Here is a 21,245-nt window from a genome sequence, read left to right on the forward strand (position 1 = left end):
GTTGGGATCGTTAATCCTGATAGACGGCTCATCTAGACTGTGAGGCATGGCTAACGATGTATTTAGCAAGGCTGTACGCCGTCGCAATCAATTCGGTGGCATGGCCTTCAATAGCATGGCGGCTAAATGTGGTTGGCAACGTTCGTCTGCTTGGTGGAACAACATGGCCAACTACTTGATGGAAACACCGCCGGCTCCGAAATACATCCCCGGGATTGCGCGGGTGCTCAAGGTCTCCGAACGGCGAGTTGGTGAGCTCATCGCCGAGCAGTGGTACGCGGTGAAGCCTGACGACGCCATCCCCGATCATCTGAAGGATGTCGTGACTCTGCTCGGTGACATTGACCTCGACGACCTGCCGGTCGTGGAGGAACTCCTTACTACCCTTGGAAAGAAGCGTGCACTGGCAACAAAACTTGCGCAGATCGCAGCGGAGGCGGGGGCGGCGAAAGAGACCGAACAGAAGGCAGCCTGAGCACGCCGTCCCCTGCCGCATTAGGCGTTGGCCGGGTCGGTCTCAGCCTTCATGCCGGTCGGGGTCCACACCTTCGCGTCAGAAACGCCGGTGATGGTGGCCAACTCGCTGCCAGCCGCCGGGTAGTCGGACTTGCCGTCAAGGGTGAGCTTGATGCCGCGAACGAAGTGCTCCTGGGTGGAGACGATCTCCTTCTCGTTCGCCTGGTCCCAGCCGACCAGTACGTCAGGCACCGAGCGGAAGCCCGCGTACGTGTTCACGACGGAACGGTCCTGCATGTACAGCGGGTCGTAGTCGCGGACCCAGCGGAGCGCGATGTTCTCGAAGCTCGTGGTCGCGCCGTACGGAACGGACTGCGGCACGCTCGGGGCGCCGGACAGGAAGATGAAGCCGGACTGCGCGAAGGCGTACGCGGCATCCGCCGGGATGGTCTGGTCGACCACGATCCGGAAGCCGAAGCGCTCGCCGATACTCGCAGTGCGGAGCGCGGTCTCGGCCTCGGAGTCACCGACGTTCTGCGCGAAGTTCAGCGTCTCATCGGTCAGGAGCGCCGACTCGAACTCGGTACCCACCAGGAGGTACCGGCCCTCACGCGGAGCGTGGAAAGCGTTCAGCACCCGGCGGGCCTCGATCAGGGCACCCCGGAGATTCTGACCGGCGTTGCCGATGGTGGCGTTGTACGTCTGGCCGGTCAGGAGATTGACGGCCCGGCGCTGGAGGCCGCGCGCGATGGCCTTCGACTGGGGGCGCAGGAGCTTGGACCAGTTGTCGATGTCGAAGTCGTTCTGCTCGTCGGTGAGCTTCACTGCGGAGTAGACGTTGCCGCCGAAGGTGACTGCGATGGTCCGCTCGCTGTATTCGTCGAAGACAATCGGGTTCGAGCGGTCGTTGCGCCACGCGTAGTCGTGGAACGGCAGGATGCCTTCGACCTTCATGGAGATGGTGTCGTTCTCGGCACCCTTGAACTGGTCGACGCCCTGCTTCTGGAACAGGTTCGGGATGATCAGCTCCTGTTCGAGCATCCCGACGGCGGTGTTCACAAGCTTCTGGGGCTTTACGACCTGATGCTGTGCAGTGGGCAAGTGTTGCTACCTCCGGGGTACAGAGAAACCCCCGGGTACTTGCGAAACCGGGGGTGAATGGTTTGTGGCGCTCCCTAAAATGGGGGTTCGGTGCCCCAGGGATCTTTCTTGTATGGCTCTGGGTTCGCCAGTGCCTCACTCCACACGCGCTTCATGTAGATATCGAATCGGCCGGTGTACAGGCCGTTTCCCAAGGCGAACTCTTCGTCGTCCTCTTGCGAATCAAATGCACGCTCCGCGAATTCGCAAAGCGCCATTAGGGTCACTCGGACTGAACCCCACCCTGTAGGGATCTGACCCCGAAACATGCGTCGGACGGTCTCGCGACTTGCCGTCGCTCCGGCCTCTTGGCGCTCATTGATCTCGTCAACGCGCTCGGTGATGGCTCGCAGGGTGGGACGCCCGGCTTCGCCGTACAGCTCAAAGACCGCTTCCACGAACCGCCTCGGGGCACCGTTCGGCAGCTCCTCAACTGTAGGTATGCGTATCACCCTTGGCACAGCCGGCTCCCCATGGTCCGCGTCGTGTTACCCGGAAAGACTCATGATGTCAGGGGAGGGCCCGTGTTGGCAGGTGTTGGCACAACTGGTGGGCCGTTGGCAACCGTTGACTCGCGCTGGCCATATTGATCAACCACATCTCGAAATGCCCCACGCTAATTCTGTGCGAGGCGAAAGGTTCGTCGTGCCGAGAGAGATGTGGGGAAGCGATGGCGTCTGAGTGTTCGTCGATCGAGGACGGCGAGGATGGACGTTCAGTGAGGAGGTGCCGTGTGGTGGAGATCCTGATGGAATTGGCAGGATCTATCGCAGATGCTCTGCACTCCGGGGAGACTGCTGGGCTCTATTTCCAACTCGCGCGAATCTCATTCCTGCTGTGGGTCATGACGAGGGAGACAGAATGACTACTAGAAACGTCGAGTTCGCCGCGCGAGCTTGCGCGGGTCCATGTCTCCGTCGTCCTCGTCGGACGGGTCGAGACCGCCGCCCAGAGAGGGCGTAGCCGCAGGGGTGAGAAGAACCTGAAGGGCCTTGGCGTCGGCTTCCAGCTCCTCGGAGGTAGCGCCGCGCAGGCGCCCTGCCAGTTCCTCGGGCAGGTCGAACTTCCGCGCCACGGTGGTGACCAGGACGGAGCGTTCCAGCTCGGCGTTCTTCGTCTTCACCTCGGCGAGGGCGGCCTCGAACTCCTCTGGGCTCTTGGCCTCGGAGAGCTTCGTCTCGGCGTCCCGCAGTCGTGTGCGGTACCCGGCCGCCTCGTTGCGGACCTTCGCGAGTTCCTTGCGGGCCCAGTCGGGCAACTCGTCTTCCGGGCTGGTGGACTGGCCGCCGGCACCGGATGCGTCGTCCGGCTTCTGGCCGGGCGGAGTCTCCTCGCTCGGGGTCTCCTCATGGGGCTTCTCGTCAGACACTTCACGCCTCCGGGGCCGTGCTCGTGGACTGCCGCGCCTCCGGGGCTGCGGCTCTCTGCTGCTTGCGGATGAACCGGCGCCAGACACTCACCGCGTCTTTGCCGGTGTGGCCCTTCGTGACCTCCGGCCACAGGGCCTCGTACTGCCGCGAAAGCGCGGTCAGTTCGCTCGACTGGTACTGATCCCGGTTCCAGACCGGCATCGCGTAGCAGTGGCAGTTGTCGTGGTACTTGTCGCCGTCGTTGAACGTGGCGGACTCTCGGCTCTTGTAGACCGGGCCCCGGCTGATCAACATCGCGCACCAGCCGCAAGGGGTGCCCGTACGCGACAGGCGTACGTATCCGAGAGCCCGCCCGTCGCGGCTCATGTGCGTCCAGTTCGTTGACCGGGCGCCGTTCATGGCGACGCGGGAAGCGGCTGCGGCCTGCTGCGCGCCTGCCTGCCGGTGTGCCTCGTCAGGGTCGGAGTCCTCGACGCTCATACGCCGGTCGAGGTTTGTCGGGCCGAGGGCTTCGAGCACGAGCCGAAGTTCCTCCTCGGCCTGGCGCTCGATCCGCTGCTCTTCCTCGCGGAGCCCTTCCAGCTCCTCGACAAGGACGCGCTCCCAGTTGGGCTCGTCGTCCTGGTCCTCGTCGTCGGTGACGGTCCCCGAGTCGTCTCCGGGCGCCTGGCCCTGGTCGTCGCTCTCGGAGGTGTTCCCGACTTCCTGCGCGGACGAGGCTTCCCCGGACGTGCCGGTCGCGGCCTCGCCCGCAGGTTCGGAGGGCGGGCTGTAGGTGCCCGCCAGGGCGGCGAACTCGCGCCGCAAGTCGGCCAGGGTGATGTACGTCGGCTCGGGATGGTACGGGTCGGCCAGCGTCGTACCGGTCTGAAGCGCTCGGGCAAGCCGGTAGTAGGCACGCGCGAGATCGCGAGACTGGCGACGACGGGACATGACGAGCGTGATCGCCTTGCGCAGCCAGCCGCCCGCCGTAGCGGCGCGCTGGTCGACCGGAACGTCCACCCACAGGGCCAGCGCCTCGGCCGTGGTCTTCGCACCGAGCTGCGACAGAGCGACGTGGAAGGCGGCCGAGACCTCGTCGGTCTCGGCCTGCCTCGTCTGCTTCGTCATGCAGCCGCCGGCACCGTGGCCGCGGTGGTCGTCTCAGGCGTTGCGCGGTTCAGCACGGAAGCGAGCTGCCCCACCGAGTCTTCCTCGTCGGCAAGGTCGTCCCACTCGTCCAACTCGGTCTGCGTGACGTTCGGGACGCGCTTCCACAGACCCTTGGCCGGGATACCGAGCTGCTCGCGCAACTTGCCCAGCGCGTCAGCGGCCTGCGCCAACGAGCGCTGTTCCATGTCGCGCCAGATGACCTCGCCCTTGAAGTCGTCGGCCGCACCGCCTTCCAGCTCGGCGGCCAATCTGAAGACCCGTTCCCACGCTTCACCGAACACCGTGCGGAACTCCTGGATCTTGCGGGACAGCGCTGTCTCGGCGGCCTGCAGAGCCTCGGCCGAGAGGTTGGCGATCTGGCCCAACAGATGGTGCGGGGGCACCTGCGCGACGGCGCTCAGGTGCCGGATGCTCATGTCGATCGAGTCGATGAACCCGCCGAGCGGGGTCTCGTCCAGCGATCCGAAGCGAACGTCGGGGTCCTCGGCGAAGAGGAACCGCTTGGCGTTGTGGTTGATCGGCAGCGGGATCGGGTTGCCGCGCTCGTCGTAGACGACCTCGCCCGTGTCCGGGTCGCGCTGGACCGGCGGAGCCATGCCCGAGACGGTCCTGACCTTCACGCTCGCGTACGTCTGCGCGATCAACAGGTCGAAGATCGTCTGGTTGATCCGGTTCTGCAACGGGATCATCGGCTCGATCACGCCAACCGTCCGGCCTTCGAGGTCCACCGACGCCGCGAAGCGGGTCACGGGACACTCGCTCGCGCCGTGGCGCTTGCCCTTGGCGACGGTGATGCCGTCGACATCGACCAACGCCTTGAAGGTGACCGCGTACTCGAAGCGCCCATCCCACATACGGGCTGTGCCGGGCGTCTCGGCGCGGGGCCAGACCGTCACCGTCAGCGCGGCGTACGGAGTGTCGTCGTTCGCCGCGTCCTCGTACAAGGCAGCCGTGCGCAGCGCGGACAGGCCCTTCGTCAGGACCCGGCCTTTCACGCGCTCGGTCAGCGTGAACGAATGCCCGTACGTCAGCGCGCCCTTGTAGATGGCGGACTGCCGGGCGTCGAGACGGGAACGCTGCCAGTGCTCCCACTGCGGGGAGGACAGGTTCGTCGCCGAACCCTGGCCGTCGTCGTCCCCCGCCCTGTAGCCGTCCACGTAGAGGGCCTGCGCCGGGGTGTTGACCAGCAGCGGTGTCCAGTTCGAGACGGCCCTCTTCGCGAGGAGCCGGTACTCGTCATCGGCCATCGCGGGCATGTACGGGTCGTCGTGGCGACCGTGGAGATAGTTGTCGATCCGGGTCAGCCGGTCCTTGTCCCGGCTAAGGGTGGCAAGGAGCTGCACCGCCAGGGCGGTAGGCGTGGGTTCGGCCATGGTTCACCGCCCTTGGTTACATGTTTACACAGCTACAGGAAGAAGCCCCGGCCAGTCCGCTTGCGGACCTTCTTGCCACGGGCGCGAAGATCGAAGAGGGCCTCGTGCGCGAGCATCAGCGCGGCGTAGGCGTCGACCTTCTTCGGGCTTTCTCGGCTTTCCTTGCCGAAGCTGACCCCGTAGTTGTTCACCCGGCGCCGCGCGTTGAGCGCGTGCCGGCGGAGCTTGAGGTCGCCGTCGTGGACGAGTTTGCGATCGAAGACTGAGCGCATCAGCCGCTCATGAGCCATGGTCGAAGCCTTCAGGCTGGTGCGCATGTCCCAGCCGATCGCGTCCTTGCCGGGCGCCTTCACGGCCAGGCCCTCGCCGTACGCCTCCGACCATTCGGAGATGTACGACTCCCAGAGGGCAACGTCCGCGTACATGCCCTGCACGGCGAACACGCGGAAGGCGTTGTGTACGGCCGAGTCGACCTCGGCCTTCGGCACTTCCCAGTTCTTCCCGGCCGGGCCGTCAGGTTTCTCCCACAGGCCGAGCAGGAAAGCCGCCATGTCGGAGACGCGGACCGCGACCAGGGCGGTCGCGTCGTCGGTCTTGCCGCCGTCGAAGCCGAGCGTGATCTCGTCGTCGGGCTTCAGCGCGAGCGAGTCGTCCCGCAGGACATCCCATTCGGCCGGACCGAGAACCGCGTCCTCTTCGGCAACGATCTGATTCAGGTACATGCGCCGCGAGCGAGCGGCCGAAATCGTCAAGTTCAGAACGGACTTGATGATCGACTCGACCTTGAGCCAGATCGCGTCACCGCGGATCTTCGGGATGACGATCCGCAGGGCCTCGGCCGTCAGGGGCGTTGCCGGGTGAGCCTCGATCGAGTCGTACAGTGCGCCAACGTCGGCCGCCAGGCCAGCGCGGACCTTCTCGTACGCCTCGCGCATCCGCTCGGCGACGGAGTCCTCACCAGGCATGAAGGCGTTGGTGATCGACAGATACCGGGAGTCCATCTTGGTCGCGTTGCCGTCGATGGTCTCGTACATCTTGTGGCCGCCGTTGCCCAAGATCCAGTGATGGGTCTCGTTCAACAGGGTGAAGGTGGTTCGCTTGCCCTCGATGGCCCGGTACGAACTGGTCACCGCCTGAAGGCGCTTACGCCCCCGGTCGGCCCGGATCAGCTCGGCACCCATCTTGATGCCGTGCGTCGTGATGAGCTTGTCCGAGATCAGGATCGGCAGATAGCCCATGGTGTTCGTCGTCTGCTCTTGGCTGACGGCCGTCACCTGCACCCACGCCTGCGGGTGCGGCTTGGCTACCGGCTCGCCGTTCTCGTCCCAGTGGGAGAAGCGAGAGGGGCCCACGAACTCGACGAGGCTGATCACGGCGAGGAGCGGGTCTTTCCCCCACCCCTTGAGGCGCTGCAGGACACCCGTGCGGTAGACGAACTCGGCGTCCTCATCGATGGCGTACCACCACAGGAGGAAGCGGAGTTGCTCCCTGGTGAACTTCCAGGGCACCCGCTTCTCGTCGGTCGACCCTTCGCCGTTCAGGTACTCGGCGCACCAGCCGGCGATCTGCCAACCGAGCGTGCGCTCGGGTAGCTTCCACTGCCCGAAGGCGTCCTTCTGCCAGGTCGGCCCGTGGAACTCGGGCTCCAGGGCCTCGATCTCTTCGAGGGTGAGGATGAGGGTGGGGATGGGACCCCCTCCCCTCACAGACGCACAACTCACCGCGCTGATTAATCATTAGCCGATTTCCATCCGGAAGCCGCAGCTCAGGCGCTACTCTCCGAGCTAATGCGTGACGACAGGTGGCGCAGGCGTTGAGATGGAGGGAGAGCCTCAATGGCTAAGGGACACAAGTGCCCCGTGTGCGGCACGAACACCGTGCAGCGGGTCAGCGCCAACAAGTTGCAGTGCTCGAAGTGCGGGTCTCGCTACGACAAGAGCATCTTCGGTCTCTGACCCGGTGCTCTACTCGGCGAGTCCGAGGTCCTTCTTGTAGTCGGCGATGGCCAGGACAGCCGCGGACTGCTCCTCGGGAACGGGCTCGTGCAGCTCGATGCGCACGCGGCGCCGATCGCCCTCGGCGACGAGGAGCCGCTCGAAGGCTGCGTAGATGGTCTGGAGCATCTGTCCCGACCGCTTCCCCGACTTCTTGTAGAAGGAGAGGTCTTCGCACAGCGAGTAGGCGAGGGCCCAGTCAGACTGCTGGTAGAAGTCGGCCTGGCCGGACTCCTTCAGGGAGTCCCACAGGCGCTTCGCGATGGGGTGCCAGGTGCGGTCGGCGTTCGGCACCTTCGCGGGCCGGGCAACGCCCCGGGTCACCGACTGAGCGTCTCCGCCCTTGCGTTCGCGGGGGCGGGCGAGGTCAGCCTCACGGTTTGGCACAGGGCCGGGCATGCTCCACTCTCCTTCGACTTCAATGGAGACATGGACGGAGCGGTCATTGGGTTAATCGGGACAGTCGTGGGCGCCGTGAGCGGAGTGCTGGGAACGCTGATTACCATCCGCCTTGGCGGAGCGGAACAGAGGCGCACTCAAAACGATCAGTCAGAGAGGCAAGGCAGATCCTCTGCGTACTCGGCCCTCGTCACGGCGTGTAGCCGCACCTATCGAGTGGGCTACGCCGCCCACGCCACGTTGCAGGCCGAGGGCCATCAGCAGTCTCCCAACGATGCTGAAACGCTTGAGGAGTTCAGGTCGGCTGTTGAGGAAGCTCTCGAAGCTGTGAGCGTCGTGAAGCTACATGGGCCGAATGGGATTGCGTGCGCTGCGGACAACTTGGCCTCGGCTATGAGCGGTTGGCGCAGCGAAGTCGAGCTTCTGGCTGACGGCCGAGGAGACGATCAACGGGCAAGCGAGGCCATTGAACTGTACGAGGAGCTGGAAGATCGGTTCATCGCGCTGGGGCGGGAGACGCTCAGTGGCGTACCTGCGCGACCTTAGGTGATCAGCCCGGGATGCTGCTCCGCCCTGCGGAAGCGGGCACGGATTTTCTGCCGCCGCGCAGCGAGAGCAAGGGCTCCCTCGCGAGAGGACTTGACCCGGTGATGAAACCCGCAGAGCGCTCGAAGGTTGGTCTCTCGATGGTCATCACCAGGCACGATGTGGTCCACGTCTGTGGCGAGTTCCTCGCAGCGCTCGCCGTACTGATCGCGGTGAGTGCAGCGGTTTCCGTCTCGCCGCAGGACGCGAAGCCGGATCTTCGGCCAATCCGCCGGCAGGCGCTCACGCCTGTCTGAGGAAGCCCAGTTCGGCATCAGACCCCCAGGTCGAGCAGTGCCGTGAACGCGACCGTTGCCTGTTGCGCGACGACGCCGTTCCCGAGGATCTGGAGCTGTTGTCCACGCGTCAGGCCGGGCACGTCGGTCACGTAGCCAAGGGGGAGGCCCATCAGCCACTCGATCCACTCGACGGTGACGCGAGGGCCGCCCTTCCGTCCCACCTCGGTAGGCGGAGGAGCGGCTCGGCCGGTCACTGACTCCCACTGCCGGACTGCTGGGAGGTACTCACCCCACCAGTGCGCAGGGGAGTTGGGGCCGTCGACCGCGGTCTCGGGCTCGCGGCCTTCGCGAATCGCGTCCGAGTACGGGAGGAGGTAGCACGCCTCGTCGTCGAGGGTCGGACCGTGGCCTCCGCGCCGACGCTCCTCGGGATGGCAGGCACCGCCATTACTGCCCAAGTTCGAGGTCGGCGTTTTCAGGGGTCGCGATACAGAACCAGCGGTCACGGAGGTGAGGGGCTTGAGCTGCGGTAGCTCGAATGCACACCCACCGCGCGCTATACCCGATCTCGGCCAGGTCACCGAGGACGACTTCGAGCCCCCGCGTCCGGATATTTGAGACGTTCTCCAAGAAGACGAGCCTTGGTCGAATGACGCGAATTGCGTCAAGGGCGTTGACCCAGATTCCAGAGCGATCACCTCGAATTCCAACCCGGTTGCCCGCAATCGAGATGTCCTGGCAGGGCGTTCCTGCGGTTATCACGTCGACCTCGCCCACGAGCTGAGCCCAGTCGATCTCGCGGATGTCGCCGAGGTTGGGAGCGTCCGGGTACCTCCCAGCGAGGACAGCGCTCGGTCCTGGCGCGCTCTCCGCCACGTAGACAACACGTCCGCCGATGAGGGGAGCGACAGCCATTCCCAGGCCGCCGTACCCTGCGCAGAGTTCGAGGATCTTCAAGCAGACCCCCAAGCGCGAAGGACGTGATTACGTACGTACGTCTTTCGTCTTCACTCAGGTGGCCCCTTTCGGGGCCAGGCCTGCAATTCGCGAAAGCGCGAAATATGTAAGGCGTCTTCATGCTGGCGAGCCCCGACAGGGGCTCAAGCCTTGGCAACTTGCTACTTACGTACTTACATATAGAAGTCGCTAGTTGATCTTGATTTCGGAAAGGGGGAACCATGTGACCCTACTCACACCCGGCGGCGCCCGAAGGGCAACGGCGACGGGGGCGCCAGGGAAGGGAAAGTGCCGCCCGGAGGGCGGGCAGCGTGAAGACTCCAGCGGCCAGGGCCGCCCGCTCGGGCGGCAGCATTGTTGATCAAGCTTGCCCGCGGTGCGCTCAACTCGGGCCCGGTCGCTGGTACGGGGACTGTCAGTCCTTCCCCGTATCGTGAAGAGATGACGTTCGAGCGTCCGAAGACGCCCCAATACCTTGTCGACTCGACCTACCGTCTACTGGGTTCCCGGTGTCTGCGATGTGACGTGGACCGTCCGCTGGAAGTGGCGCACATTATGGACTGGCCCAAGTGTGTTGCCGTCGCTGGCGAAGGGTTCGCGGCTGCCCCGGATGGCTGGCACTACGCCGAAGCCCTCCGCCACTTTCACCATGTGGGCAACATGCTTCCCTTGTGCGCCAACTGCCATGCGCTCTACGACGGTTCTCGATATGCGGACGTCACCGAGTGCGAGATCCGTAGCTACCGGGACACGGCCGTGCGCCGACCAGAGATCCTGTCGCGGTTGATTGACTTCGTCGGCACGGAGCTTTCTGGCCGACCAAACCGGTGTGCCCACAGGGTGAGCGGAAAGCGGATGCACTCGCGGGCCGCCGACGTCGGCGCCTGCACATGGCCGCTGATCTGGATCTCGAAGGGGTACGAACTGGGCCTCATCGACGACAATCCGAAGATGCTGGTCGTGACGAATGGTGACGTGTTCCACGATCACGTTTGCCTGCGCACGACTGCTGTCAGTTCGTGCTCAGGGGATCTCAGTGAGTGCCGCCAGGGCAGCCGGATTTGGCGCCACGCTTCGAGGTCGGCGTAGGCGGCTTGCGCTCGCTCTGGGGCACTTCTCGCCACCGTCGTCGATCGCCGAGGAGATGCCCTACCTGCGGAAACGTGGCTAGCTCGCGCCATTGCTGGGGCTTGGTCGACCCTGGAACCGTGGCAGAATCCGAGCTGCTAAGACCTGGCGGCCCCTCTTTCAACGCCGGCGGGGTCATACCCCCACCCATCCGTACGGGTCGGCGCGAGGGAGGGCGAGAGCGCACGCACGTGCATCGATCTGGCCAATCGGATGAATGCAGGCATGTGTGCTGTACGCGGTGATGGCGTGTGTATCAGAGCGCATGAGCACATAGCGGGGCATGACATGACCGGCCAGGCATGGCGGACGTTGGTCACTGCCTGCCTGCCTCACGCGTACGCATGCGCGCGGAGGAACGGGCAGGCAGCGCGTACGGGCCGGATTGGACGGACACCCCAGGGAGCGTGTTAAGGTGTAGCCACATCGCACCGAACAGACCGGCAACGGGATGGGCGGAATGACACGCAGGACCGAGAAACCGCAGCTCACGCAAGGGGGCTGCGGGACGGATCGGAAAGTGTGTTAAGGTGTAGCCACGCATCGAACAGGCCGCGCGGTCCGGGAGGGGGCGCGATCGGCCAACGGTCCGGGCGGTAGGACAATGGGAGTGCCTACCGCTGACCAGGCAAAACGCGAAACCTCGAACGGTGAGCATGGTAAAGTTGGAACCAAGCCGAACCGGAAACGGGGCGGCGAAAAAAGCGGCTGGTGTAAACTTGAGACCAGCTCGGATCGAGAGATAGGGTCACATGACCGAGTACGTGTTCAGCGACATTGATCGCCAGTACGGCAAGGCGGTCGGAGTCAAGAAGTCGGACGGCGACTTCAGGTGCTACGAGTGTGTGGACTTCAGCTTCTACGAGCGGAACGTCGCTGAGCGGGACGCCAACGAGCGGTGCTCTTACTGCGGGGGGCTGGTCTTCATCCTCGCCGGAACGATCGCGGCGATGGAGGCCCCGAAGGTGGTCCGGCCGGTCAACCTGGCAAAGCCCGATGTGCAGCGGTTCGACCTGCTGTCCATCGCTTACAACCTGCGGACCCGACTGGATGAGGTGTCGTACGCCTACGACAAGGCTCGTCAGCGGATCGCGGAGCTGGAAGCCCAGCTCACCGAGCGGGAGGACGTCAGGGTCGCCGAGACCGTCGACGTCTAGGCCCTGATGTAAACATTGTACCTGGCCGCCCCTTCCCGCACAGGGAGAGGGCAGGGGCGGCCCCTCTCTCGAATGCGAGGACACATGTCTGCGATCGTCGCCCCCTCCGAGGCCCGCTGGTACCTGATGCTGATCGTTGAGGACGCCGCAGGCGAGACGACGTACATCGACCACTACCTCGACGACGAGCCCGCCGATGTATGGGAGTTCATCCCCGAGGGCTGGGACCTGCTCGAAGACGAGTCACAAGAGATCATCCGAGGCGCGCACGACTGCGAGTGCTGCGGCATGCACATCATGAACGCCCACGAGTGCGAGTCCTGCCGCAATGAAGACTGCGACCCGGCCAACTCGTGGCACTGCTTCACCGGGTACTGCGACGGCTCCGGGTGCACCTTCGAGAGCGAGTGCGAGCCGAACCACGAGGTCCGGGTCTGGCGTGAGAACGGCGACCTAGTGGGCCTGTGGGAGGTCGAGGCCCAGGCAACCGGCCGAGTCCTGGTGACGCAGCGCGAGGGGTACGAGCGCGACGCGGAGTCCCGCTTCACCTCGCTGTGGTCGGCCTGGCAATACGCCCAGGGTTGCGCCGAGATGCACGCACAGATGCTCCGCGACGAGTGCGAGTGCGGCGAGGACGACTGCGGCGTGATTCACGACCACGGGATCTCTGTGCAGGAGGTCACGAGCAACTCGGACCTTGGTCGGGCCTGACCTCCTCTCCAACTCCAACGCAAAGGCGAAACACCCCACTTGGGGTGTTAGCGGCAGGCGGGACCTGCCCTCTGAATGAGCCATCCGGCGTTCAGTCCTTCTACCTCGAACACGAGGAATCCATGAAGCGCGTAGTCAGATCCGCGGTGGAGTCTGCCGCCGGCATCGTCGAGAAGCACCGTGGGGTCGTTGGCCTTGCCCTGATCTCCGACAGTGAGGAACTGCGTCTCTCCGCCCGCAAGGCCCGGGAGAAGGCATTGCACTCCTTCGCCAACGAACGCGACGACGAGTCCGGCCTCGCCAAGCACGTGGCCACGGCCCTTTCCAACCGCGTCGCCACCCCGGCCTTCTGGGTCGAGCACCACTGGCTGACGATTCTCGCGGCCGTCACCCGCCGAGAGGCCACGGATCTCGCGCTGGCCAAGTCGGTCCTGAAGTGGCTGGAGACGTACGAGGGCGCGACCGACACCCCCGTCTTCGGGGTGCAGTCCTGGCAGTACAAGTCGGCCACGGCTCGGGCCCAGGCCCTCGCCGAGGTCAAGGCCGCGCTGACCGCCGTACGCGACGCACTGCGCGAGGTGGGCGAGCTGCCCCCGTACGAGTCCGCCGCCTGACCTTCCGCTCTTCGGGCCTCCCTGCACACAGGGAGAGCGGGGAGGCCCACCCTCCGAGAAAGCGAACGCAGATGCTCACGCCTGACGACAAGATCGCCTTCATCGCCCCCGAGTGCGGTGCCCTGTCCCTCATCCTGCGCATCGGTGACGTGGTGGTCGCCGGGTTCTTCAGCCCCGACCTGACCGAACCCATGGGCGAGGTGGTGTCGACCTTCGACCTGCCGACCTACGCCGAGCGGGAGTCCGCCGCGAAGGCCCGGATCGACGAGTTGGCCATCGTCCACATCCTCGACGGCTGGGACCTGATCTCCGCCTGACAGCGCCGGATGCAAAGGCGAAACCTCCCGAAGGGAGGTCGGCGGTAGGTGGTCCCTACCCTCTGACGATGCCAGCCCGCGTCGGTACCCACTACCCAAGGTGTAAACATGGAGCCAAAGAACGACAAGCTCGCGAAGATCCGTGCACTCCTGGCGAAGGCCGAAGACCCGGCCGCCACCCCTGACGAGGCACAGATGTTCTTCGCGAAGGCGGCCGAACTGATGGCGAAGTACGGGATCGAGAGAGCGATGCTCGCCGACTCCGACCCCCGCCACGACAAGCCCGGAGACCGCGTGATCGTCGTCGAGGGCAACTACGCCAATGACCGCATAATCCTCCTCGGCTATGTCACCGACGCTCTGAACTGCCACGGCATCACGAAGGACCAGAGCCGGGGGAGGACCGAGGTTCACCTCTTCGGCTACGAGTCCGACCTCGACCGGGTGGAACTGCTGTTCACCTCGCTTCTCCTTCAGATGTTCAACGGCATGCGCCAGGGTCGCCCCGCCTTCGGCGAGAAGCTGATCACCTATCGGAAGTCGTGGATCGCGGGATTCGTCGTGACCATCCACGAGCGGCTTCAGGAGATCGAGGCCCGCGCACGGCAGGAAGCCCCGGCAGCCGCCTCGGGACGCTCCGCCGAGTTGGTCGTCGCCGACCGCAAGGCCGTGGTCCTGGCGCAATTCGACGCCGCGTACCCCAACGCCCGGACGAACGGCCGCAAGACCAGCCGGGCCGGGACCGGCGTCGCCGCCGGGAAGGCAGCGGGCCGCCGAGCCGACCTCGGACAGACCCGAGTCGGCGGACGTCGAGCCATCAGCGCCTGATCCCCCTCTCATCACCGGCCGCCCTCTGCACACAGGGAGAGCGGGGGGCGGCCCCCTTCGAACACAGGAAGAGCCGGACATGATGCCGTCCATCACGAACGCCGAGTCGATCGCGTTCGACAGGATCAAGAAGCTCGTAGCGGATGTACTCAAGACCACGCGAGAGGTCGACGCGTGGCGCAACGACTACGACCCCGGCACGCAGGAGTGGTACACGCTCTGCAACCTCGCCGAGACCGCCGAGAGCCTGGCCCTCGCCCTGCCGGTTGAGATGCTCCCCGACGAGGAGTGGCGTTACGTCAGCCCCGGTGAGTACGCGGCCTGCGACGACATCCTTGCCGCGCTCAAGGAAGCGGGGGGCAAGTGATCGCCGCCGGACTCGCCGCCGCTGTCTTCCTGATCCTCGCCGACTCCGTGGGCGCCCACCAGGAGCCGAAGCCTGCCCCATCCGCCCCCAGCTTCGACGAGCGAATGCAAGACGAAGGGCGCGTGCTCTGGGGCGAGATCGACGGACACCCCGACTGCTGGGCCCTGATCGGTGACACGTCGTACGTCACCTGCCGCGACGGCTACAAGACCACGTCCTGACGCAAGCGGTCCCCTCCCACAGGGAGAGGGAGGGGACCACCTCGAAAGGCTACTCCGATGCACAAGCTCGTCTGTGCCGCCTGCGGGATCGGCAACTTCCGGGCCCGCGCCGACCAGGGCTTCGACTGCGACCACTGCGAGTCGCTGGTCTACCCCCGATGCCTGAGCCTCGACGGCTCCGAGGCGTGGGCCGTCGACTCCGCCGGCACCCTCGGCAAGGTCACCGACCCGGCCGCCAGCCTCGAAGACATTGAGGCCGCCCTCGATGACTTCCTGTCCGAGGCGCCCGGCACGTACGGCGCCCGCGCCGCCCTCCGAAGCCTCCGCGACGCCGCCACGCAACTCCGTGACGCCCTCGACGCGGGCCTCCCCCTTCCACCTGCCTGACCCGAAGGACTCCGCCATGAAGAACCTGCGCGACCACATCGAACTGACAGAGGAGAAGGAGCAGATCGAGGCGGACATGCAGCACGCCGTGACCTTGGACTTCGGCCCCTTCCTCGGCTACCTCGGCGCCTACGGCCAGAAGCTCGACCGCATGGCGGGCGAGTACCGACAGCACGAGATCGCCCGCCGAATCCTGACCAAGCACGCCGACGAGGCCCTCGACCGCGCACGCGGCAAGTGACTCCCCAACTCCCTTGAAAGGGCGCCCACATGACTACAGGCCCGTTCCTGTCCTTTTTCCTGCCCGACGTCAAACGCAACCGCGATTCGCTCGCCGCCGCCTGGCTGCGCATGCTCGAACTCGGTTACACCACCCGCGCCGAGCCGGTCGACGAGCCCGAGGGCTGCACGCGTACCCGGTGCGCCGGAGTCCACGAGGGCTACCCCGGCAGTGAGCACCGATGGGCCCTGCACTGCCTGTTGTGCGCCGTCGACATCGAGGTCTTCTACAGCCACATGCGAGAGCGCAAGGGAGCCAACCCGGCACCGCCCCGGCGCCACAAGGGGTGCAAGTTCTCCGGGCCACTCCGCGCCAAGGCTCGTGCCGCCCGCTACGTCGAACTCGGCCTCGCCCTTCCCTCCTGGGATCTGGACGCCCGCGCCGCCCACCTCGCTGCCTGACGCACTCGAAGGAGACCAACATGTCTGCCGACGTTCTCGCCACCACCGACGACGGTCGCTTCCACGTCCGCATGGTCCGCGACGACCACCCCGAGAACCCCCGCAACGACGACGAGACGCTCGTCCACGTCATCACGATCGACACCCACGCCGGGCAGTACCACCCCGTCGACAAGGACGGCGGCCCGCTCGCCGAAGCGTGGGAGCGCCTGAAGTGGAACCGCTGGACCGGTGTGGACACCTTCACCCGCTACGTCTCGATCATGCACGGCGGGATCGTGCTGGAGTCCAGTCCGGAGAGAGGCCCGCGCTCCCTCTGGTATGTGACCGGCGAAGAGGCCCGAGCCATCGACGGCGGCCTCCTCACCGAGGGGTACGTCGAGGCAGAGATGCAGGAGTACGAGGCGTGGGCCACGGGCGATGTGTGGGGTTTCGTGGTCGAGGAGCGCGTCGGCTGGACCCGCGACGTCGATCCCGACGAGTTCATGGAGACCTGGGAGCACGTCGACTCTTGCTTCGGCTTCTACGGCAAGCCGTACGCCCGAAGCCAGGCCCGCGAGGCCCTCCGCTTTTACGCGGGCCGCTCCGCCGGCACCGCAGCCTGACCCATCCGCACACCTCCTCAGCACACGAGAGAGCCACCATGACCAGCACGCTTACCCTGTCCTTCGGCTCCGTCGCGGTCGAGCGCGTGGAAGTCCCGAAGCCCTGGATCACCGCCTACGAGCTGACCGGCCCCCGCGTGAAGGGCGTCGTCGAGATCGCCCCCGAGTTTCACGAGCCCTACGTCGCCGAGTCCGAGCGCGCGTGGGAGTTCCTCCCCACCGCCTTCACGGTCGCTACGGCCGTAGCACTTGGAATCGTGCCGGGGCGGCCGGGACGCTCGAAGTGTGCGGCTCCCGCCTCGCGGAGTACGCCGTCGTCCGCCCCGGCCAGACCGACTGGCGCTTCAGCGTCCGCCGTGTTCAGAGCGGCATCGGCGACTACCCGGCGCCCGAGGGTGCCACCGCCCGGACCCGCGAGATCGTTCAGGCCCTCGTCGACCTGCACAAGCGCGACCAGAAGAACGTGCACGCCATGGCCGCCTTGTTCCTCCGCAGCCGCCGGAGCGACCGCCTGAACGCGATCGAGCGTGAGTACCGCAAGGTCGACGCCGAGTTTCGCGCGCTTCAGGCTCGCCACGCCGAGCTTCAGATGCGCAAGTCCCTGATGGCGGGGGAGTGGTCTTTCGAGACCGCCCTCGACGAGGCTGCCGCCGAGGCCGAGCGTAGGTTCACCGCCACGTGGACCCTGGGCGAGGCCCGCCTCGCCTTCGCTGAACCCGCTGTCTGATGATGGCCGACGAGTGGAACGCCCGGCATCCGGTCGGGACGCGGGTCATCGCCTACCTGCTGACCCGGCCCGAGGACGGTTTCCCGAGCTTCTGTGAGCGACTGGAGACCACCACCCGCACCCCCGCTTGGACCCTCGGCCACGGAGAGCCTGTCGTCTCCGTCCATTGCTACGCGGGCGGCATCTGCCTCACCCACGTTGACCTGATCGAAAGGACCCCAGCGCCATGAACGCCCCCATGATCGGACTTGCCGGCGCCGCGCGCTCGGGCAAGGACACCGCAGCTCAGGCCCTCCTCGACGCGGGCTGGACCCGCCGGGCCTTCGCCGACAAGGTTCGCGACATGCTGTACGCGCTCGACCCGATCATGGTCGAGAAGGAGTACCGCGACGGCATCACCAGCCTGCGGTACGAGATCGACAACTACGGCTGGGAGATCACGAAGGAGCTGTACCCGGAGGTCCGTGGATACTTCCAGCGTCTTGGTACCGAGGGCGGCCGGGGTGTCCTCGGTGAGGACGTGTGGATCGACGCGCTGTTCCGCGACTTCCAGTTGTGGGGCGCGACCGTCATCACGGACGTGCGGTTCCCCAACGAGGCCGACGCGATCCGGTCGCATGGCGGTCTGGTCGTCGCGATCCAGCGCCCCGGGCAGGAGCGCATCCGCGAGGCGGGTCACGTGAGCGAGAACGCCCTCGCCGGGTACCTGTTCGACGACGTGATCCTCAACGACGGCACGATCGAGCAGCTCCACGACCGCGTTATGCAGCTCACCCCGCTCCTCATGTAAACATGGGACCAGCGTGTTAAGGTGATACCATGCGAATCACCCCGCGCAAGGAAGAGATTGAAGCGGTCAAGGCGCTCTTGGAGGACCCCACTTTCGAGAGCGCCGACCAGATGGCCAAGGCCCTGCTCAAGGAGATGGGGGAGATCCTCCAGATGCGTGAGTGGGTGGCCCTCGTTCACACCTGGAAGGACGGGAGCCGGGGTCTGAACTGGGCGCCGTTCGGCAACACGGCCGAGGCCGAGTCCTTCGCGAAGAAGCTCGCGATCGGAGGCACCGGCCGCCTCGTAAAGCTCTACGCGCCCGGCGTCATGCTCGCCAACGTGGACGGCAAGAAGGGCTGGAAGGGCTGGTGCCTGCACCCCGAGTGCGGCCATTCCCCCTTCACTCACTCCCTCGCAAGCGCCGCCCGAGGGGCCTGCCAGATACCCACCTGTCCGTGCGACAAGTTCCGCAAGTGACCAAGAACGGAGGCCGACATGGCCGAGATCATCGCCCCCAAGCTCACCGAGTCCGACATCGCGGAACTGCTGGCTCTCCGAGGTAGCGGCCCGGTGGCCAACGCCTTCCTCGCCCGCCTCGCTGCCCACTACCTGACCGCCCAGTCCGAGGGCGTTATCAACCCCGCCCGCCACCTCGCCGCCTACCTCGGCGTACAGCGGGAGACCGTCCAGACCTACATGCGGATGGCCCGGAACCGCGGCGTGATCGACACTCGCCGCCCCTGACCCAAGGAAGCCCCCATGAAGACCGTCGACTTCCACGCCTGCGAGTGCTCCGACAAGCGCGCCTTCCCCGACCGCCGGTCCGCCGAAAAGGCCCTCGGCCGAGCCCAGGCCAAGCGTGACCGCCAGGCCCAGCGTTGGGAAGGCCGCCACCCCATGAACCGCGAGAACCGCGTCTACCAGTGCGATTACGACATGTGGCACCTCACGAAGCAGAGCCGGCGCACGTACGAGGGCCACACCGCGCGCATCGCGGCCTGAGTGTAAACATGTAACCGGAAGGGGCTGTTCTGATCAGCGCTATCAACCTCCGAACCGCCGTAGTCGTGCTGTGACGGCTGGGGGGAGCAACCGGCTGCTGACGCCGGAAGAAGTGGCCGAATGGCTGAAGGTCAGCGACACCACAGTTCGGAATAAGTATCGCGCTTGGGGCTTGCCTGCCCAAAAAGTCGGACGACTTCTGCGATTCCGCGAACGCGACATCGTGACCTACCTGAACAGCAACTACGGCTGAGACTGACTCTCCTGAATTTCGACCACAGGTGAAGTCTGTCCAGAATTCCACGATTAGGAAGGGGGCCGCATGGCCACCGTATTCCAGCGCTGCAAGGAAGATAAGCGCAGCCCGCTTTACCCGTGCGAGAAGATCCGCTGCGGCCACGACTGGACCGTGCGATACCGCGAGCCGGGCGGGCGGACTGGCCGACAGCGCGAGTCGAGCTTTCCCAAGAAGACGCAGGCCGAAGCTCACGGAAATAAGATGGAGGCCGACAAGGATCAGGGCGTCTACATCGACCCGAATGCCGGGAAGGTCAGCCTGCGGGCATACGCCGAGGACTACCTTGCGCGTCGAATAGTCTCCGACGCCACCTTCTCGAATTACAAGGCTTTCATAGACAATCACCTGATACCCCACCTGGGCAGGAAGACTCTGGCCGGCATCACCAAGCGGGACATTGAGCACTTCAAGGCGTCCATCAGCAAGGTCCTGGCGGAGAGTACCGTCTATGACCGGATGAAGCTCGTTAAGCACATCTTCTGGACGGCGAAGGAAGACAAGCTGATCCAGGAGGACCCCACTAGGGAAGTAAAGAACACACCGGCGAACAACGCCGTGGATGAAGACGAGATCCCTGAGCTGTTCGAGGTGAATCTCATCCATCAGCATATCTCGCCGCAGTATAAGTTCACGATTCCCCTCCAGGCGGGAGCGGGACTGCGTATTAGCGAGGCGCTGGCATTCCATACCGGATGCTTGCGTGGTGACTTCATTCGAGTCCGCTGGCAGATCAGCGCGAAAGCGCATCGTGATGACTGCAAGACAAGGCTTGTGCCGCTCAAGCACAGACAGGAAGGCGAATACCGCGACGTCCCGGTGGCGCCTTTCATCGTCGATGAGTGCCATTCTCACGCGGAAGAGTGGAAGCCGATTCCCCTTGGATTCGAGGACAAGGGCGGACGGAAACAGATGGTCGAGGTCTACTTTGCGCCTCGCGAGCGAGGTAAGGGCATTATGCCCACGGCCAACACGTACTCCTACCACTTCCGGAAGGCGTGTAAGGCCGCTGGCCTCGTCAACCCGGACGGGTCTGCGAAGTACACCCCTCACAGCCTCCGCCACTTCTTCGCCTCGACCGCCCTCGCCAACGGGGTGCCGATCCACGAGGTCTCCCGCTGGCTCGGCCACAAGTCGATCAAGACGACGGTGGACATCTACGGCCACCTCGTCCCGGAGGCGTGGGACCGCTGCCGCGACATCATGCAAATGGCCATGCGTCCGGAGGCGCCGCAGGACCCGTCCGGCTACGGGGCCGCAGCCTGATGTGCTGGATGTGCTGGATGAGTCCCGACGGTGCTGGATCGGTGCTGGATGCGACCCCCGGATACCCTGTTTTCACAGGTCGCAGCCCTGTACTACACGTTCAGGTTCAATGTGTGACCACTCCATGGCTGTGCGTTAGGGGCATTCGTTTAGCGTGCTGGTTTGGGGCCGAGCCCTCTTGGGGGCTCGGTCGCTTTCGTGTTCTTGGGCGGGCGGGGCGATTCGGCCCGAGGCGCATGGCTCGGCATGTCGAAGCAGCCCTTTCCTCTTGAATGCCGCTTCAGGCAACTTCGGTCTGTTGACAACCTTGCACAGCAGATCGCCGGTGCTCTGCCTCCTGCTTGACATCCTGATCAAGCCCCGTTTCACCGCGAGACCGGTCAGTCGCTCTTTGGGTACATCAGGGATTCACGCGCCACGGACAAACCGTCTCAGAAGATCCGCTCAGGTGTGATCCGTTCCAGCTGCAGCGCGTGGGACAAGGCGTACTTAATTCCGGGTGG

33 protein-coding genes are annotated in these 21,245 nt (G+C 65.3%); 24 read left to right on the forward strand and 9 right to left on the reverse strand.

Going from position 1 to position 21,245, the window contains the following annotated elements:
* Positions 1 to 46: 46 nt before the first annotated feature.
* Positions 47 to 475: a hypothetical protein gene (locus tag ACIBEI_RS12465; protein WP_398887855.1), complete on the forward strand. Its 429-nt coding sequence runs from the start codon at positions 47 to 49 to the stop codon at positions 473 to 475.
* 20 nt (positions 476 to 495) lie between these two features.
* Here ACIBEI_RS12465 and ACIBEI_RS12470 read toward each other — a convergent pair whose 3' ends face one another.
* The 6 genes from ACIBEI_RS12470 to ACIBEI_RS12495 form a co-directional block, all read right to left on the reverse strand.
* Positions 496 to 1,557, reverse strand: coding sequence for a hypothetical protein (locus tag ACIBEI_RS12470; RefSeq protein WP_398887857.1), 1,062 nt, complete (start codon positions 1,555 to 1,557; stop codon positions 496 to 498).
* A 74-nt stretch (positions 1,558 to 1,631) separates the two neighbouring features.
* Complete coding sequence (locus tag ACIBEI_RS12475) at positions 1,632 to 1,994, reverse strand: hypothetical protein (RefSeq protein ID WP_398887859.1); 363 nt, start codon at positions 1,992 to 1,994, stop codon at positions 1,632 to 1,634.
* A 470-nt stretch (positions 1,995 to 2,464) separates the two neighbouring features.
* Entirely contained in the window at positions 2,465 to 2,965 is a 501-nt protein-coding gene (locus ACIBEI_RS12480; protein WP_398887861.1) for a hypothetical protein, read from the reverse strand.
* Between the two features lies 1 nt (position 2,966).
* Positions 2,967 to 4,076, reverse strand: coding sequence for a hypothetical protein (locus tag ACIBEI_RS12485; protein ID WP_398887863.1), 1,110 nt, complete (start codon positions 4,074 to 4,076; stop codon positions 2,967 to 2,969).
* Positions 4,073 to 5,491, reverse strand: a complete 1,419-nt coding sequence (locus tag ACIBEI_RS12490) for a phage portal protein (RefSeq protein WP_398887865.1) — start codon at positions 5,489 to 5,491, stop codon at positions 4,073 to 4,075. The genes ACIBEI_RS12485 and ACIBEI_RS12490 overlap by 4 nt, the downstream gene beginning before the upstream one ends.
* A gap of 32 nt (positions 5,492 to 5,523) precedes the next feature.
* On the reverse strand, positions 5,524 to 7,197 hold the full coding sequence (locus ACIBEI_RS12495) for a terminase (RefSeq protein WP_398887867.1): 1,674 nt from the start codon (positions 7,195 to 7,197) through the stop codon (positions 5,524 to 5,526).
* Positions 7,198 to 7,326: 129 nt separating this feature from the next.
* Between ACIBEI_RS12495 and ACIBEI_RS12500 the strand changes: the two genes are divergently transcribed.
* Positions 7,327 to 7,446: a hypothetical protein gene (locus ACIBEI_RS12500; protein WP_398887869.1), complete on the forward strand. Its 120-nt coding sequence runs from the start codon at positions 7,327 to 7,329 to the stop codon at positions 7,444 to 7,446.
* 9 nt (positions 7,447 to 7,455) lie between these two features.
* Here the strand turns inward: ACIBEI_RS12500 and ACIBEI_RS12505 are convergent, their stop codons facing one another.
* Positions 7,456 to 7,884, reverse strand: a complete 429-nt coding sequence (locus ACIBEI_RS12505) for a hypothetical protein (protein WP_398887871.1) — start codon at positions 7,882 to 7,884, stop codon at positions 7,456 to 7,458.
* A 30-nt stretch (positions 7,885 to 7,914) separates the two neighbouring features.
* Here ACIBEI_RS12505 and ACIBEI_RS12510 point away from each other — a divergent pair, with 30 nt between their 5' ends.
* Complete coding sequence (locus ACIBEI_RS12510; RefSeq protein WP_398887873.1) at positions 7,915 to 8,430, forward strand: hypothetical protein; 516 nt, start codon at positions 7,915 to 7,917, stop codon at positions 8,428 to 8,430.
* 14 nt (positions 8,431 to 8,444) lie between these two features.
* On the forward strand, positions 8,445 to 8,726 hold the full coding sequence (locus tag ACIBEI_RS12515; protein WP_398887875.1) for a hypothetical protein: 282 nt from the start codon (positions 8,445 to 8,447) through the stop codon (positions 8,724 to 8,726).
* 17 nt (positions 8,727 to 8,743) lie between these two features.
* Here ACIBEI_RS12515 and ACIBEI_RS12520 read toward each other — a convergent pair whose 3' ends face one another.
* Positions 8,744 to 9,166: a DNA (cytosine-5-)-methyltransferase gene (locus ACIBEI_RS12520; protein ID WP_398887876.1), complete on the reverse strand. Its 423-nt coding sequence runs from the start codon at positions 9,164 to 9,166 to the stop codon at positions 8,744 to 8,746.
* Complete coding sequence (locus ACIBEI_RS12525; RefSeq protein WP_398887878.1) at positions 9,156 to 9,665, reverse strand: DNA cytosine methyltransferase; 510 nt, start codon at positions 9,663 to 9,665, stop codon at positions 9,156 to 9,158. Before ACIBEI_RS12525 ends, ACIBEI_RS12520 begins: the two co-directional genes overlap by 11 nt.
* 441 nt (positions 9,666 to 10,106) lie before the next feature.
* On the opposite strand from ACIBEI_RS12525, the gene ACIBEI_RS12530 reads away from it, so the two are divergent.
* The 20 genes from ACIBEI_RS12530 to ACIBEI_RS12625 all read left to right on the forward strand — a co-directional run bounded on the left by ACIBEI_RS12530 (position 10,107) and on the right by ACIBEI_RS12625 (position 20,742).
* A complete protein-coding gene (locus tag ACIBEI_RS12530; protein ID WP_398887880.1) occupies positions 10,107 to 10,754 on the forward strand; it encodes an HNH endonuclease in 648 nt (215 codons plus the stop codon).
* A gap of 791 nt (positions 10,755 to 11,545) precedes the next feature.
* The gene (locus tag ACIBEI_RS12535; RefSeq protein WP_398887882.1) at positions 11,546 to 11,950 is read left to right on the forward strand and encodes a hypothetical protein; all 405 of its coding nucleotides are present in this window, start codon (positions 11,546 to 11,548) and stop codon (positions 11,948 to 11,950) included.
* Positions 11,951 to 12,034: 84 nt separating this feature from the next.
* Positions 12,035 to 12,661, forward strand: coding sequence for a hypothetical protein (locus tag ACIBEI_RS12540; protein ID WP_398887884.1), 627 nt, complete (start codon positions 12,035 to 12,037; stop codon positions 12,659 to 12,661).
* A 122-nt stretch (positions 12,662 to 12,783) separates the two neighbouring features.
* On the forward strand, positions 12,784 to 13,275 hold the full coding sequence (locus tag ACIBEI_RS12545; RefSeq protein ID WP_398887886.1) for a hypothetical protein: 492 nt from the start codon (positions 12,784 to 12,786) through the stop codon (positions 13,273 to 13,275).
* Between the two features lie 71 nt (positions 13,276 to 13,346).
* Positions 13,347 to 13,592 (forward strand): hypothetical protein, encoded by a 246-nt coding sequence (locus ACIBEI_RS12550; RefSeq protein ID WP_398887888.1) that lies wholly within the window; start codon positions 13,347 to 13,349, stop codon positions 13,590 to 13,592.
* A gap of 108 nt (positions 13,593 to 13,700) precedes the next feature.
* Positions 13,701 to 14,420, forward strand: a complete 720-nt coding sequence (locus ACIBEI_RS12555; protein WP_398887890.1) for a DUF2786 domain-containing protein — start codon at positions 13,701 to 13,703, stop codon at positions 14,418 to 14,420.
* A gap of 79 nt (positions 14,421 to 14,499) precedes the next feature.
* A complete protein-coding gene (locus ACIBEI_RS12560) occupies positions 14,500 to 14,787 on the forward strand; it encodes a hypothetical protein (RefSeq protein ID WP_398887892.1) in 288 nt (95 codons plus the stop codon).
* The gene (locus tag ACIBEI_RS12565) at positions 14,784 to 15,008 is read left to right on the forward strand and encodes a hypothetical protein (protein WP_398887894.1); all 225 of its coding nucleotides are present in this window, start codon (positions 14,784 to 14,786) and stop codon (positions 15,006 to 15,008) included. Before ACIBEI_RS12560 ends, ACIBEI_RS12565 begins: the two co-directional genes overlap by 4 nt.
* A 57-nt stretch (positions 15,009 to 15,065) precedes the next feature.
* Positions 15,066 to 15,395 carry a hypothetical protein gene (locus ACIBEI_RS12570; protein ID WP_398887896.1) on the forward strand — a complete coding sequence of 110 codons (330 nt, stop codon included), beginning with the start codon at positions 15,066 to 15,068 and terminating at the stop codon, positions 15,393 to 15,395.
* Between the two features lie 16 nt (positions 15,396 to 15,411).
* A complete protein-coding gene (locus ACIBEI_RS12575) occupies positions 15,412 to 15,636 on the forward strand; it encodes a hypothetical protein (RefSeq protein WP_398887898.1) in 225 nt (74 codons plus the stop codon).
* A gap of 29 nt (positions 15,637 to 15,665) precedes the next feature.
* A complete protein-coding gene (locus ACIBEI_RS12580) occupies positions 15,666 to 16,076 on the forward strand; it encodes a hypothetical protein (protein WP_398887900.1) in 411 nt (136 codons plus the stop codon).
* A 20-nt stretch (positions 16,077 to 16,096) separates the two neighbouring features.
* Complete coding sequence (locus tag ACIBEI_RS12585; RefSeq protein WP_398887902.1) at positions 16,097 to 16,681, forward strand: hypothetical protein; 585 nt, start codon at positions 16,097 to 16,099, stop codon at positions 16,679 to 16,681.
* A gap of 283 nt (positions 16,682 to 16,964) precedes the next feature.
* Positions 16,965 to 17,408, forward strand: coding sequence for a hypothetical protein (locus tag ACIBEI_RS12590; protein ID WP_398887904.1), 444 nt, complete (start codon positions 16,965 to 16,967; stop codon positions 17,406 to 17,408).
* On the forward strand, positions 17,408 to 17,638 hold the full coding sequence (locus tag ACIBEI_RS12595) for a hypothetical protein (RefSeq protein ID WP_398887906.1): 231 nt from the start codon (positions 17,408 to 17,410) through the stop codon (positions 17,636 to 17,638). Before ACIBEI_RS12590 ends, ACIBEI_RS12595 begins: the two co-directional genes overlap by 1 nt.
* Positions 17,635 to 18,198 carry a hypothetical protein gene (locus tag ACIBEI_RS12600; protein ID WP_398887908.1) on the forward strand — a complete coding sequence of 188 codons (564 nt, stop codon included), beginning with the start codon at positions 17,635 to 17,637 and terminating at the stop codon, positions 18,196 to 18,198. Before ACIBEI_RS12595 ends, ACIBEI_RS12600 begins: the two co-directional genes overlap by 4 nt.
* A gap of 29 nt (positions 18,199 to 18,227) precedes the next feature.
* Entirely contained in the window at positions 18,228 to 18,656 is a 429-nt protein-coding gene (locus ACIBEI_RS12605) for a hypothetical protein (RefSeq protein ID WP_398887910.1), read from the forward strand.
* A gap of 18 nt (positions 18,657 to 18,674) precedes the next feature.
* A complete protein-coding gene (locus ACIBEI_RS12610) occupies positions 18,675 to 18,923 on the forward strand; it encodes a hypothetical protein (protein ID WP_398887912.1) in 249 nt (82 codons plus the stop codon).
* A gap of 15 nt (positions 18,924 to 18,938) precedes the next feature.
* Complete coding sequence (locus ACIBEI_RS12615; RefSeq protein ID WP_398887914.1) at positions 18,939 to 19,181, forward strand: hypothetical protein; 243 nt, start codon at positions 18,939 to 18,941, stop codon at positions 19,179 to 19,181.
* 70 nt (positions 19,182 to 19,251) lie between these two features.
* Positions 19,252 to 19,434: a helix-turn-helix domain-containing protein gene (locus ACIBEI_RS12620; RefSeq protein WP_282703714.1), complete on the forward strand. Its 183-nt coding sequence runs from the start codon at positions 19,252 to 19,254 to the stop codon at positions 19,432 to 19,434.
* Positions 19,435 to 19,503: 69 nt separating this feature from the next.
* Positions 19,504 to 20,742 carry a tyrosine-type recombinase/integrase gene (locus ACIBEI_RS12625; protein ID WP_398887917.1) on the forward strand — a complete coding sequence of 413 codons (1,239 nt, stop codon included), beginning with the start codon at positions 19,504 to 19,506 and terminating at the stop codon, positions 20,740 to 20,742.
* The last annotated feature ends 503 nt before the right edge of the window (positions 20,743 to 21,245 follow it).

It is taken from the genome of Streptomyces sp. NPDC050988 (genome assembly GCF_044456225.1).
Lineage (GTDB): Bacteria > Actinomycetota > Actinomycetes > Streptomycetales > Streptomycetaceae > Streptomyces.